General features: G+C 69.1%; 11 protein-coding genes. 5 read left to right on the top strand and 6 right to left on the bottom strand.

Annotated elements, in window-relative coordinates; translation table 11 throughout:
• Positions 1-48: 48 nt before the first annotated feature.
• On the bottom strand, positions 49-1,422 hold the full coding sequence (locus ACFPMG_RS29880; RefSeq protein WP_376999067.1) for an HlyD family type I secretion periplasmic adaptor subunit: 1,374 nt from the start codon (positions 1,420-1,422) through the stop codon (positions 49-51).
• Positions 1,419-3,140: a type I secretion system permease/ATPase gene (locus tag ACFPMG_RS29885; RefSeq protein ID WP_376999069.1), complete on the bottom strand. Its 1,722-nt coding sequence runs from the start codon at positions 3,138-3,140 to the stop codon at positions 1,419-1,421. Before ACFPMG_RS29885 ends, ACFPMG_RS29880 begins: the two co-directional genes overlap by 4 nt.
• A gap of 475 nt (positions 3,141-3,615) precedes the next feature.
• On the opposite strand from ACFPMG_RS29885, the gene galE reads away from it, so the two are divergent.
• Genes galE through ACFPMG_RS29900 form a run of 3 tightly spaced genes read left to right on the top strand, consistent with a single transcriptional unit; the run spans position 3,616 to position 6,400 of the window.
• On the top strand, positions 3,616-4,635 hold the full coding sequence (galE, locus tag ACFPMG_RS29890) for a UDP-glucose 4-epimerase GalE (RefSeq protein WP_376999071.1): 1,020 nt from the start codon (positions 3,616-3,618) through the stop codon (positions 4,633-4,635).
• A 14-nt stretch (positions 4,636-4,649) separates the two neighbouring features.
• The gene (locus ACFPMG_RS29895; protein WP_376999073.1) at positions 4,650-5,171 is read left to right on the top strand and encodes a MarR family winged helix-turn-helix transcriptional regulator; all 522 of its coding nucleotides are present in this window, start codon (positions 4,650-4,652) and stop codon (positions 5,169-5,171) included.
• A gap of 50 nt (positions 5,172-5,221) precedes the next feature.
• Positions 5,222-6,400 (top strand): DUF2336 domain-containing protein, encoded by a 1,179-nt coding sequence (locus ACFPMG_RS29900; RefSeq protein ID WP_376999075.1) that lies wholly within the window; start codon positions 5,222-5,224, stop codon positions 6,398-6,400.
• 144 nt (positions 6,401-6,544) lie between these two features.
• On the opposite strand, the gene ACFPMG_RS29905 is transcribed toward ACFPMG_RS29900, so the two are convergent.
• The 3 genes from ACFPMG_RS29905 to ACFPMG_RS29915 all read right to left on the bottom strand — a co-directional run bounded on the left by ACFPMG_RS29905 (position 6,545) and on the right by ACFPMG_RS29915 (position 9,581).
• Entirely contained in the window at positions 6,545-7,111 is a 567-nt protein-coding gene (locus ACFPMG_RS29905) for a TetR/AcrR family transcriptional regulator (RefSeq protein ID WP_137106107.1), read from the bottom strand.
• Between the two features lie 124 nt (positions 7,112-7,235).
• Entirely contained in the window at positions 7,236-8,792 is a 1,557-nt protein-coding gene (locus tag ACFPMG_RS29910) for a malonate--CoA ligase (RefSeq protein ID WP_376999077.1), read from the bottom strand.
• A gap of 93 nt (positions 8,793-8,885) precedes the next feature.
• Positions 8,886-9,581, bottom strand: coding sequence for a GntR family transcriptional regulator (locus ACFPMG_RS29915; protein WP_376999079.1), 696 nt, complete (start codon positions 9,579-9,581; stop codon positions 8,886-8,888).
• A gap of 161 nt (positions 9,582-9,742) precedes the next feature.
• On the opposite strand from ACFPMG_RS29915, the gene ACFPMG_RS29920 reads away from it, so the two are divergent.
• Both ACFPMG_RS29920 and mmsB read left to right on the top strand, forming a co-directional pair.
• Entirely contained in the window at positions 9,743-10,882 is a 1,140-nt protein-coding gene (locus ACFPMG_RS29920; protein WP_376999081.1) for an isobutyryl-CoA dehydrogenase, read from the top strand.
• Between the two features lie 31 nt (positions 10,883-10,913).
• Entirely contained in the window at positions 10,914-11,804 is an 891-nt protein-coding gene (gene mmsB, locus ACFPMG_RS29925; RefSeq protein WP_376999083.1) for a 3-hydroxyisobutyrate dehydrogenase, read from the top strand.
• Between the two features lie 107 nt (positions 11,805-11,911).
• Here the strand turns inward: mmsB and ACFPMG_RS29930 are convergent, their stop codons facing one another.
• Positions 11,912-13,576, bottom strand: a complete 1,665-nt coding sequence (locus tag ACFPMG_RS29930) for an AMP-binding protein (RefSeq protein ID WP_376999085.1) — start codon at positions 13,574-13,576, stop codon at positions 11,912-11,914.
• Positions 13,577-13,684: the final 108 nt, after the last annotated feature.

Genomic DNA, 13,684 nt, shown 5'->3' on the forward strand with positions numbered 1-13,684 from the left:
TGGGCAACGGGGGAGCGTGCGAAATGATCCGGTATGGGACTGCCGCGGTCAGTTCTCGCGGAAGGCGCGGTTCATGCCGTCGGTCAGCGGCGTCAGGAAATACTCGATGGCCTTGCGGGTGTGCCCGTGGATCATCACCTCGGTCGGCATGCCGGGGTGCAGGTCCACGTTCGGCAGGGCCTTCAGCGCCGCGGCGTCGAGGCTGATCCGGGCGAGGAAGTAGGCTTGCCCGGTGCGCTCGTCTTCGAGCTGGTCGGCGGAGAGGGTCAGCACCTTCCCCTGCACCGGCGGGACCAGCCGCTGGCGGTAGCCGACCAGCCGCACCATGGAACTGCCGCCCACATCGATGTTCTGCACGTCGGCGGGTGCGACGCGGGCCTCGACGATCAGCCCGTCGTCCTGCGGGACGATGTCGAGGATGCCCTGACCCGCCGGGATGACGCCGCCCGGCGTGTAGAAGCGCAGGTTGGTGACCCTGCCCGCCTGGGGGGCGACCAGTTCCTGGCGCTTCAGCACGTCGCCGGCGCTGCGCAGCCGCTCCGACAGGTCGGAGACGGTGGCCTGGATGGTCTGAAGCTCGTTCCCGACCTCCGACCGGCGGTTGTTGCCGAGGTTGATGATCTCCAGCTCCGCCGCGGCGATGCCCTGCTCGGCCTTCGACTTGTCGGCCTGGATCTCGCCCAGCCGTCCCTTGGTGTCGGCGACGTTGCGCTGAAGCTCCAGCATGCGCGGTTTGCGCTCGTAGCCCTTGGCGAGCAGCGTTTCGACGATCCGCAACTCGTCCTGGGTATAGCGCAGCCGGTCGTTGGCGGCGACGCGCTGCGAATCGAGCGCCACCAGCTCGTCGCGGAGCTGACCGATTCGTTTGCGCTGGATGGAGATCTGACCCTCGTAGGCGTCGCGCCGCGATTCGAACAGCCGCTGCTCCGCGGCCAGCGCCTCGGCTGCGACGGAGCTGGTCTTGGCGGCGGCCACCAGCTCGTCGGCGTAGACCGGGGCTTTCGCGTCGGTCTGCTCGGCGCGCAGCCGGGCGAGACGGGCCAGCGAGGTCCAGTACTGCCCGTGAAGCTGGGCGACCACCGCGCCGCTCTGCGTGGTGTCGAGCCGCAGCAGGACCTGTCCGGCCGTGACCATGTCGCCGTCCTTGACCAGCAGTTCGCTGAGGATGCCGCCCTCCAGGTGGGACACGGTCTTGCGGTGGCTTTCCACCATGATGGTGCCGGGCGCGATGGCCGCGCTGTCCAGGCTGGCGGTGAAGGCCCAGCCGAAGAAGCCGCCGAAGCCGATGGCGACGGCCAGTGCTCCCGCCAGCGCGGTGCCCCGCAGCGTCGGTTCGTGCGGCGTCACGTCGATGATCGGCGCCCAGGCGGCGGTGAGCGGGGATTGCGGCGTCGGGGCCGAGGTGATCGTCGTGTCGGTCATGCGGATTCTCCCGTCCGGACCAGTCGCGCCACCTTCACGGCGCCCCCGGGCTGGACCATCTTCAGCACGTCGGTGCGTTCGCCGAAATGCTCGACCATGCCGTCCTTGAGGACGAGCAGCTTGTCGGCGACCGACACGATGGAGGGGCGGTGGGCGACCATCACGATGGTGGCGCCGTCGCGTCGCGCGTGGTTGATCGCGGTCAGCAGCGCCTGTTCCCCCTCGTGGTCGAGGTTGGAGTTCGGCTCGTCCAGCACGATCAGGCGCGGCTTGCCGAACAGCGCGCGGGCCAGCGCGATGCGCTGCCGCTGCCCGCCGGACAGGGCGAAGGCATTCTCGCCGACCGGCGTGTCGTAGCCGAAGGGCAGGCGGCCGATCATGTCGTGGACGCCGGCCAGCCGGGCGGCGCGCACGATCTCCGCCGGGTCGGCCTGGGCCATGCGGGAGATGTTCTCGCCGATGGTGCCGTCGAGCAGGGCGACCGACTGCGGCACATAGCCGACATACTGGCCGAAGCTCTCGCGCTCCCACAGGAAGGTGCTGGTGCCGTCCAGATAGATGCCGCCGGCGGTGGGCTCCCAGATGCCGACGAGCAGGCGGGCGAGGGTCGATTTGCCGGCCCCCGACGGGCCGATGATCCCCAGCACCTCCCCCGGCTCCAGCGCGAACGAGACGCCGCGCAGCACCGGGCGTTGCAGGCCCTTCGGCACATGGCTGACGCGGTCCACGGTCAGGCGCCCGTCGGGGCGCGGCAGCGGCATGGTGCTGCGCCGCGCGCCCTCGCCGTTCAGAAGCTCGCGGATGCGCTTGTGGGCGGTCTGGGCGACGACCCACTGCCGCCAGTTCTCCACCAGATGCTCGAAGGGCTGGAGGAGGCGGGCCATGATGATGCCGGTGGCGATCATGCTGCCCGGCGACGCCTCGTTCCGGATGACCAGCGCCGCGCCCGCGGAGATGGTGGCGATCTGCAGGATCAACCGCAAAGAGCGGGAGGCGGACGCCATGCCCCGCGACAGCACCACGCCCCGGTCGATCAGCGAGGCGGAGCCGATTTGCGCCATTTGCCAGCGCCGGGCCAGCGGCGGCAGCATGCCCATGGCTTCGATGGCCTCGGCGTGCCGGACGGTGCTGGCGACGTCGGCGAAGACCTTGGCGGACGCCTCGTTCGCCTCGGCGATGGGGCGGCGGGTCAGCGCGTCGGTCAGCGCGTTCATGGTCAGCAGCAGCAGCGCCGACCCCACCGCGATCCAGCCGTAGATCGGGTGCAGGATGAACAGGATGACCAGGAAGATCGGCGTCCACAGCAGGTCCAGCGGCACCACGACGGCGTTGCTGGTCATGAAGTTGCGCAGGTCGTTCAGGTCGCGCATCGTCTGGCCGGCGTTGCGCGTCCCGCCGCCCAGTGCGTCCACGATCGCCGCCTGGAGCGCCGGCACGTTGAAGCGGTGCGCGATGACCGCCCCGCAGACCAGGAAGGCGCGCGCCCGGATGAAGTCCAGCACGCCGTACAGCACCAGCCCGCCCACGGAGATCACCGCGAGCATGGTCAACGTCTCCAGGCTGCGGCTGCTCATCACGCGGTCGTAGACCTGCATGGTGTAGAGCGGCACCACCAGCATCAGGATGTTGACGAAGAAGGTAAGGGCGCCGGCCAGCAGCAGGCCGCGTCCGATCTTCCGGTAGGCTTGGGTCAGCAGGGTCCGATCCGTACCGCTCATGCCAGTTCCTTTTCTTGCGTCCCGCGCGCTCACGCTGTGGGGCGGGCCATGAAGCCGGTCATGCAAAGGGTTTCATGGTTAACGAAATGTTGAGGCGCGGCCGTGCCGCATGAACTCCTTTTGAGACGAAGTCCGGACAAAGGCCGCCCATTGCGGGAGAGTATGCCGCGCGCCATTTCCGCTTACGTCCGGCGCTGCGCTGCGGCGTGTGACAAGTTTGGGTCCTTACCCCGTCCGACGAGGATCGAAAGGGGTATTTGCAGCGCTGTAAAATGTTGTTTCATAACATTTTTCTCGTCGTGTGACGAGCGTGTCCCGACGGCCGTGTCTCTTTTTCGTCAACTGGCCTTCCGTCTGAGTTGACGGCATGGTGCATCGCGGAACTCTTGCACTTGCCACCGGGGGATATACGATCCTTTGATGCCGGCGGGTGCCTGGACTGACGAATATTTCTCAAATCCAAGGAATATTTACGATGAACACGCCCCAGACCGTACTCGTGACCGGCGGTGCCGGCTATGTCGGCAGTCACTGCGTGGCCGAACTGCTCGACCGCGGCTTCCGGGTCGTCGTGCTCGACAACCTGCGCCAGGGCCACCGCGCCGCCGTGCCGTCCGACGCCGCCTTCGTGGAGGCCGACCTTGCCGACATGGACGCGCTGACCCGTGTCTTCGCCGAATGGCGCTTCGACGCGGTGTTCCATTTCGCCGCCCTGTCGCTGGTCGGTGAATCGATGCGCGACCCGCACCTCTATCTGCACGGCAACACCGTCAACTCGCTGAACCTGATCCGCGCGGCGACCACGGCCGGCGTGCGCAAGATGGTCTTCTCCTCGACCGCCAACCTGTTCGGCACGCCGGAGCGCCTGCCGATCGACGAGGAGACCACCATCGACCCCGGCAGCCCCTACGGTGAATCCAAGTTCTTCATCGAGCGCGCGTTGCACTGGGCGGATCGCTGCCACGGCCTGCGCTCCGCCTGCCTGCGCTACTTCAACGCCGCCGGCGCGCATCCGAACGGGATCATCGGCGAGGACCATGACCCGGAAACCCACCTGATCCCGCTTGTGCTCGATGCGGCCAGCGGCCGGCGCTCGCACATCGAGATCTTCGGCGACGACTACCCGACGCCGGACGGCACCTGCGTGCGCGACTACATCCATGTCTGCGACCTCGCCGACGCGCATCTGCGGGTGCTGCCGGCGCTGGAGACGCGCAGCGTCCGCTACAACCTGGGCAACGGCACGGGCTACAGCGTCCGCCAAGTGATCGAGGCGACGGAGCGGGTCACCGGCCTGACGGTCCCGGTCAAGGTCGGGCCGCGCCGCGCCGGCGATCCGGCGGTGCTGATCGCCTCGTCGGAGCGCATCCGGGGCGAGTTGGGCTGGACCCCGCGCTTTCCCGATCTGGACAGCATCATCGGCAGCGCGTGGGAATGGCGCCGCCGCCATCCGGGCGGCTACCGCGGCCCGGCCGTGGCGCAGGCCGCCGAGTGACGGAGAAGCGAGGGATGAGCACGCAGCGCCGGGCGGGCGCCGAATCCAAGCCGGACGCCATCGATGCGGCGGAATTGGCCGAGTATCACGGGCTCGCCCGGTTGATCGAGCGGATGCACCGCCGGTTCCTCGACGTCGTGCGGGCCGGCCTGCTACGGCAGGGGATCGACGACATCGGGCCGGTCCAGGCGCTGATGGTCATGCTGATCGGCGACGACGAGCCGTCGGTCCGCGACCTGATGGAGCGGGGCTATTACCTGGGGTCCAACGCCTCCTACAGCCTGAAGATCCTGGTGGAGGCCGGCTACATCGACCGCGGCGCCAGCCAGCGCGACCGCCGCACGGCCCGGCTGCGCCTGACCGACAAGGGACGGGCTCTGCGCGACGAGCTGTTCACGCTGGAGCAGGTGCAGGCCACGGCATTGGTCCGCAACGAGGCGGAGGCGGCCGACCTGAAGGCCGCCTACCGCACGCTGCGCCGGCTCGACCGCATTTGGGGCGACATGGTCCGCTACGCCGGCCAGGGCCTTGATTGAGTGGCTCGACTGAACCGCCTTATGCATCTCCCACCCGCAGGCATCCGCACATGAGCGATTCATCCCTGTCCATCCGCGACGTCGAGCGCCTGCTCGAATCCTCGTCGGCGGAGGCCCGCATCGACACGATGCAGAAGCTGGCCGGCGATCTGGAGAAAGGCGGGCTGACCGACGCCGAACGGTCGCTGGCTCTGGAGGTCATGCACTGCTTCGCCGCCGACGCCCAGGTCGCGGTGCGCGAGGCGGTGGCTTGGCAGATCCGCAACAACGCCATGCTGACCGCGGAGTTGGCCGAGCGGCTGGTGAAAGACGTGGCCCGCGTGGCCTTCCCGATCCTGCGCGACGCCGGGAGCCTCAGCGACGAGTTGCTGCTCGACGTGCTGGCCGACCCCGACGCCGGCAAGCACATGGCCGTCGCCAACCGCCACACCGTGTCGGCGCGGGTGGCCGGGGCCGTCGTCGAAACCGGCAACGTCGCGGTGGTGACCGCGCTGCTGCGCAACCCCGGCGCGGAACTGGCGGAGCCGGCGCTCCACCGGGCCTTGGACCGCTTCGGCCGCGTGCGCATGGTCAGCGAGGCCGCGGCGACCCGCCCCGGCCTGCCGCTGGCCGTGGTGGAGCGGCTGATCGCCTTCGTGTCCGACGCGATGCGCGCCACGCTGGCCCACAGCCATGGCCTGTCCAAGGATCTGCTGGACCGGTTGGCCAACCGCGGGCGCGAGTCGGCGACGCTGCGGCTGCTGCGCCCGGCGCTGCGCGGTGACGAGGATGTGGAGGCGGTGGCCCGTTGGCTGCACGCCAACGGGCGCTTCACCGCGGCGCTGCTCTTCCGCGTGCTGTGCGCGGGCGACGTGGCGCTGTTCGCGGCGGGGCTCGGGGCGAAGGCCGGCATCCCGGCGGACAACGCCCGCAAGCTGGCCTGGGACGACGGAGCGCTGGGGCTGCGGGCGGTGCTGAAGAAGGCATCGGTCGCGCCGGTGCTGGTGCCGCCCTTCCAGGTGGCGATCGCCACCGCCAAGCGCATGGGCTACGAGGGCAGCGACAACCGCCGCGACGATTTCCAGGCGGAAGTCATGGCCGACCTGTTCGCCGCCCTGACCCCGACGAACGAGTGGGTGGTGGATGAGTTGCTGCTGCAACTGTTCGACGGCGCATCGGACGAGGTGATCGACCGCGCGCTGGATCAGGCGGGCTTGCCCTTTGCGCCGGTGCGCGGGACGGGGACGTAACTTGTGGGTGGGGCGACGCTTGCCCCCTCCCTGACCCTCCTCCGCTGGGCGGGGGAGGGGATAAAACTCCCTCCCCTGCGAAGCGGGGGAGGGAAGGGGCCCGCGGCGTCAGCCGTGGGAAGGGTGGGGGCAACACCGCGCCCGCTAAACAACCCCCTCCGGCACCAGCACCTTCCCGCAAATGTCCCGCGCCTTCTCGAAGCGGTCCGGCGCGGCGGAACGGGCGAGCAGCCCCTCCCCGAAGATGAACGAATAGAACAGGTACGCCCGCGCGAAGGCGTCGTCGGGATCCAGCCCCAGGCCGGCGAACAGGTCCGACACGCAGCGCAGGCGTTCGCGGTCGACCTCCGCCACGATCTCGGACGCGCGGGGGTCGCGGCGCGCCCAGTCGCGCATCGCCAGCTCGATGGCGATGCCGCGCGGGTTGCTGCTGCCGCCGTAGAGCGACAGCACATAGCGCAACCCCTCCGCCGGCGTGCGGCCGTCCAGCCGGGTCTGCGCCTTGATCGCCTCGATGCGGCCGGTCTTCCAGCCCTCCAGCATCGCCTCGACCAGCTCCATCCGGTCGCGGAAGTGCCAGTAGAAGCTGCCCTTGGTCACCTTCAGCCGCTTGGCCAGAAGCTCGACCCGCACCTGCTCGACGCCGCCCTCCGCCAGGGCGGAAAAGGCGGCGGACAGCCAGGATTCGCGGTTCAGCGTCTTCGCTTCCATCGGCAACACTCCGGAGACCATACGGCAGCGTATCGATTCGCCGGTGGCCTGTCCACAACCCGCCGGGCGGAACGAGCGCCGAACCTTATACGGATTTGACCGGAGAGGGAAAGCCGTGCGCTCCTCAGCGCGCCTTCGCCGCGGTGAACAGATCCTTGTGGGCGTCGCGCAGCAGGTTCTTCTGCACCTTGCCCATGGCGTTGCGCGGCAGCTCGTCCATGAAGAAGACGCGCTTGGGCACCTTGAAGTTGGCGAGCTGCTCCTTGCAGACGGCGATCACCGCGGCCTCGTCCGGGGTGGTGCTGCCGGGCTTGCGCAGGACGACGGCGGTCACCGCCTCGCCGAAGTCGGGGTGCGGCACGCCGACCACCGCCGATTCGACGACGCCGTCGATGCCGTCGATGACCGTCTCGACCTCCTTGGGGTAGACGTTGAAGCCGCCGGAGATGATGAGGTCCTTGGCACGCCCGACGATGTGGACATAGCCGCGCCCGTCCACCTTGCCGACGTCGCCGGTGATGAAGAAGCCGTCCGGCTTGATCTCCTGCTTCGTCTTCTCGGGCATCCGCCAGTAGCCGGAGAAGACGTTCGGCCCGGCCACCTCGATGATGCCGATGTCGTCGGTGCCGAGGCTTGCGCCGGTCTCCGGGTCGACGACGCGCACGGAGACCTCGGGCAGCGGGAAGCCGACCGTGCCGGGGATGCGGTCGCCGTCCAGCGGGTTGGAGGTCAGCATGCCGGTTTCGGTCATGCCGTAGCGCTCCAGGATGGCGTGGCCGGTGCGGGCGGAGAATTCCTTGTGCGTGTCGGCCAGCAGCGGCGCCGAGCCGGAGACGAACAGCCGCATGTGCGCCGTCGCCTCGCGCGTCAGGCCGGGATGGGCGAGCAGGCGGGTGTAGAAGGTCGGAACGCCCATCATCACCGTGGCGCGCGGCAGCAGCCCCATCACCTGCTCGGCGTCGAACTTCGGCAGGAACAGCATGGAGGAGCCGTTCAGCAGCACGCAGTTGGTCGCCACGAACAGGCCGTGCGTATGGAAGATCGGCAGGGCGTGCAGCAGCACGTCGTCCGGCTGGAAGCCCCAGTATTTGTGCAGCGTCTGCGCGTTGGAGCCGAGGTTGCGGTGGCTCATCATCGCGCCCTTCGACCGCCCGGTGGTGCCGGAGGTGTAGAGGATCGCGGCGAGATCGTCGGCCTCGGCTGGGACGGTCACGAAGTCCGTGCCCTTGCCGGCGGCCTGCTCCGGCAGCGTGCCCTCGCCATGGGTGCCGAGTGTCAGCAGATGGGCGACCTTGGCCTTGTCGGCGACCTCGCGCAGAGCGTCGGCGGATTCGGGACGGGCGACGAAGACGTGCGGTTCCGCGTCGGTCAGGAAATACTCGACCTCCGCCTTCGTGTAGGCCGGGTTCAGCGGCAGGAACACGCCGCCCGCCCGCACGGTGGCGAGATAGAGGATGATGTTCTCGACCGACTTCTCCACCTGGACGGCGACCCGGTCGCCCTTCTTCAGGCCGAGGTCGGCGAGCAGGTTGGCGTAACGGCCGGTCAACGCCTCAAGATCGCCGTAGGTGACGGTGCGGGCGTTGGCGGTGCCGGGCTCGGTTTCGGCGAAGGGGCGGCTGCGGTCGGCCGGAAAGCGGGAGCGGAACAGCTCGAACAGATTGTCACCCGCGTCGGACATGTGCATTCCCTCCCTGCGCCCCTTGATTCCGGTGCCCAGGGGTTTAGCACAGGCGCATGGGGCGGGCCACCATTTTGTATACGGATGGCGTGTCTATTGTATTTCGTTTCCGCCCATGATGGACACGAACTCGGTGAAGATGTCGATCTGGATGGTCACGTGGCGCCGCATGGCGCTGTAGGCGGCCTCCGGCTCGCCGGCCAGGATCGCTTCCACCACGTCGTCGTGCTCCTTGAAGCTGTCCTTGATCCGGGACGGGTGGTTGAGCTGGTAGCGGCGGTAGGGGGCCAGCCGGGCGAACAGGCCGCGCGCAATCTCCTGGAGCGGTTCGTTGTGGCTGCCCGCCTGGACCGCCTCGTGGAAGGAACGGTTGACCGCGTAGTAGGCGTCCAGTTCCCGCGCCTCCATGTGCGCCTTCGAGGTGTCGTGCAGGTGTTTCAGGGCCTGCTTTTCCTCCTCCGACATGCGGCGGGCAGCGTAGCGGGCGCAGATTCCCTCGATTTCCGACATCACCTCGAACATCTGCACCATGCGGTGCAGCTTCAGCGGGGCGACCACCGCGCCCTGGCGCGGCTGCTTCTCCACCAGCCCGGCGTGGACGAGCTGGAGAATCGCCTCGCGGATCGGTGTGCGGGAGATGTTGAAGCGCTGGGCGAGGCTTTCCTCATCCAGCCGCGTTCCGGGGCGCAGGCGGCCCAGGAAGATGTCCTCCTCGATGGCGAGCCGCACCTCGTCGGCGCGGGTGGCGCTTTTGTCGGTGGTCTTGCTGGCGGCAATCCGGTCGCTCATCCCGAGCGTGTCCCCTTCCTCGTCCGCGGCCTTCCGCCGCCCCGGTCTGTGTATACAAGAGATGGACAGCGCGTATCCAGCATGATAGTCCTTCCACCCAACAATGAGAACCGGAGATCCGTCCTGGACTCCGGGCCACTGCGGTTCTGGGGAGGATGCGCATGGATTTTGCGCTTTCGGAGGAGCAGCAGGCGTTCCGCGACACGGCGCGCAACTTCGCGCAGCAGGAAATGGCGCCGAACGCCGCGCACTGGGATGAGAACAGCGTCTTTCCCGTCGACACCCTGCGGCAGGCCGCGGCGCTCGGCTTCGCCGGCATCTATGTGGGGGAAGAGTTCGGCGGTTCCGGGCTCGGGCGGCTGGACGCGGCGCTGATCTTCGAGGAGTTGTCGGCGGCCTGCCCGTCCACGGCGGCCTACATCTCCATCCACAACATGGCCTCCTGGATGATCGACCGCTTCGGCAACGCGGAGCAGCGCGCCCGCTTCCTGCCGAAGCTGACGGCCATGGAGCATTTCGCCAGCTATTGCCTGACCGAGCCGGGGGCGGGGTCCGACGCGGCCTCGCTGCGCACGCGGGCGGAGCGGGACGGCGACCATTACGTGCTGAACGGGTCGAAGGCCTTCATCTCGGGCGGCGGCACGTCGGACGTCTATGTCTGCATGGTCCGCACCGGCGAGCCCGGTCCCAAGGGCATCTCCTGCATCGTCGTGGAGAAGGGCACGCCCGGCCTGTCCTTCGGCAAGCAGGAGCACAAGCTGGGCTGGAAGAGCCAGCCGACCTCGGCGGTCATCTTCGAGAACTGCCGCGTCCCCGTCGCCAACCGCATCGGCGAAGAGGGGGAGGGCTTCCGCATCGCCATGAAGGGGCTGGACGGCGGGCGCCTGAACATCGCCGCCTGCTCGGTCGGCGGGGCGCGCTTCTGCCTGGAGCAGGCCGTCGCCTACACCACGGAGCGCAAGCAGTTCGGCAAGCCGTTGAACGCCTTCCAGGCCCTCCAGTTCAAGCTGGCCGACATGGCGACGGAGTTGGACGCCGCCCGGCTGATGCTGCACCGCGCCGCTTCTAGCCTCGACGCCGGATCGGCGGAGGCGACGGCCCATTGCGCCATGGCCAAGCGCTTCGCCACCGACGCCGGGTTCCAGGTGGTGAACGAGGCGCTGCAGCTTCACGGCGGCTACGGTTACATCAAGGAGTACCCGATCGAGCGGATTTTCCGCGACCTGCGGGTTCACCAGATTCTCGAAGGCACCAACGAAATCATGCGCGTCATCATCGCCCGCCATCTGACCGGCGGCTGATAGCGTCATTATAAAGCGAGGGGGAAACGCTATGGCGACGATCGCCTTTATCGGTCTGGGCAACATGGGTGCGCCGATGATGCGCAACCTGCTGAAGGCCGGCCACACCGTCCTGGCCTTCGACCTGTCGGAAGCCGCCTGCACCGCCGCGCGCGACGCCGGCGCCAGCATCGCCACCGGCCCCGGCGCCGCGGCCGGGGAGGCCGAGGTGGTCGTGACCATGCTGCCCGCCGGCAAGCATGTGCGCGAGGTCTACACGGCACCCGACGGCATCATCGCCAAGGCCAAGCCGGGCAGCCTGTTCATCGACAGCTCCACCGTGGACGTCGACAGCGCCCGCGCCGTCGCCGCGGCGGCGGAGGCGGCGGGTCACGCCATGGTCGACGCGCCGGTGTCGGGCGGCGTCGGCGGGGCCGAGGCGGCGACGCTGACCTTCATGGTCGGCGGCAGCGACACCGCCTTCCGCCGCGCCGAGCCGATCCTGTCGGCGATGGGCAAGGCCATCGTGCACACCGGCGGGCCGGGCAACGGTCAGGCCGCGAAGATCTGCAACAACATGATCCTCGGCATCTCGATGCTCGGCGTGTCGGAAGCCTTCGCGCTCGCCGAGAAGCTGGGGCTGGAGTCGCAGAAGCTGTTCGACGTGGCGTCCAAGTCGTCGGGCCAGTGCTGGTCGCTGACCAGCTATTGCCCGGTGCCGGGTCCGGTCCCGACCTCGCCGGCCAACCGCGACTACCAGCCGGGCTTCGCCGCGGCGCTGATGCTGAAGGACCTGAAGCTGGCGGTCGAGGCCGGGCAGAGCACCGGTAGCCCGCTGCCATTGGGCGGCGAGGCGGCGCAGATGTACGCGCTGTTCTGCAACGCCGGTTTCGGCGGCAAGGACTTCTCCGGCATCGTCAATCTGCTGCGCGGGAAGCCGTAAGGGCGGTCATGGAGCCCCCACCCTAACCCTCCCCCGCTTCGCAGGGGAGGGGACACTATCCTCCCTCCCCTGCGAAAAGCGGGGGAGGGCCGGGGAGGGGGCCGCGCTCAATCCGCCTGCTGCATGACGATGGCGTCGGACGCCCGGCCGCGGAAGTGGATGTTGCCGTCGCCATCCAGGAACGCCCAGTCGCCGGTGAGGTAGTAGCGGCGGCCGTGGCGGAAGCGGGCGGCGGTGCGTCCCGGATCGTTGGCGTAGGCGTCGAACCAGAAGAGCGGCGACGACTCCACGTCGATGGCGATCTCGCCCGCGCCGCCGACCGGCGCCTCGCGGCCCTGCGGGTCGAGGATGACCACGCGGAAGCCGGGCAGCGGCCGCCCCAGCGAGGAATCGGCGGTGCGGTCGGCGTGGCCGGGGTCGTAGCGGTTCATCATGAAGATGCCGGTCTCGCGCTGCCCGTACTGGTCGAGCAGCGGGACGCTGACCACCCGGTTCGCCCAACCGATCAGCTCCGGCGGCAGCGGCTCGCCGACCACCGACAGGATGCGCAGCGCCAGCTTGTGCGGTCCGCCCTCCGGGTCGGCGCTGTGCCAGGCGCGGATCTGGGACGGCGCACAGGTCAGGTTGGTGACGCCGAACTTCGTCAGCATCCGGTAACCCTGCCGCACGTCGTAGGGGCCGTCGCAGAAGATCGTCGTGCGCCCCAGCAGCAGCGGCCCGACCAGCCCGTAATAGGCGCCGTAGGCCCAGCCGGGGTCGGCCATGTTCCAATAGATGTCGTCGTCGCGCAGGTCGAGGCCGATGCGCATGTACTGCTCGATCCCCGCCAGCGCCATCACGGGCAGCGACACGCCGAGCGGCTTCGGCTCCGCCTCCGAGGTGTACATCAGCGCGAAGGCGTCGCGGTCGGCGTAGCGGGCGATGTCGGGCAAGGGGGCTGATTCGTGAAGGGCCGACCAGAAGGGCACCGCGTCGGCGCCGGGACCGAAGGCCTCGTCGCCTTCCACCATCACCACGGGGCGGCTGTTGTCGCGCGGAATCTTTCGGCGCAGGAAGCCGGTGGTGACGATCGCCCGCGCCTCGCTGTCGGCCAGACGGTAGGCGACCGCGGCGGCGGAGTAGGTGGTGAAGAGCGGCATGTAGACCCCGCCGAGCCGCCAGATCGCCAGCGCGGCGATCAGCAGCTCCGCCCCCTTGGGCAGCAGCACCGCCACCCGGTCACCGCGCCCAACGCCGAGGCCGCGCAGCACCGCGGCGAAGCGCGCCGAATCGCGGGACAGCCGGGCGAAGCTCAGCTCCGTCGTCTGGCCGGCGACGCTCTCGTGCAGCAGGGCGGCGCGGGCGCCGTCGGCGCGGGCGTGGCGGTCGCACAGCAGGTCGGCGAGCGGAATCGCCTCGCCCTGGTAGTCGGGGCGCAGGAAGGCGGTGGGCTGAACAGTGGCCGGGCCGGGCGCCGCGACGTCGCTTTCGCCTTCTCCTTCGGGGCGGTGGCGGGCGGCGGCGATGCGGCCCAGCGAATCCAGTTCCGGCCCCAGATGATAGCGGCGGCTGCGCGGGTCCTGGTCGATGAAGCGTTCCCGCGCCAGCGCGGTCAGCAGCCGGTGCGCGGTCGCCTTGGACAGGGCGGTGTCGCTCATCAGGTCGGCCAGCCGTGCGCCCTCGGCCCCATGGGAGGCGACAGCGCGCAGCAGGGCCAGCGCGCGCTCCAGGCTTTGCGTGCCGCCGGACGCTCCGGCGGGGGTGGTTTCGGTGTCGGAATCGGGCCGGGTCATGGTGGGGTCCATATTATGGACCTTCCGGCCGGATGTCGCTCCAAAAAACATGCATACACGGAATGTCCGTGTTGAAAACGGTGCGCATCACAGGCTATAGTTCGGACG

Source organism: Azospirillum himalayense (genome assembly GCF_042657465.1).
In the GTDB taxonomy this organism is placed as follows: Bacteria; Pseudomonadota; Alphaproteobacteria; order Azospirillales; family Azospirillaceae; genus Azospirillum; species Azospirillum himalayense.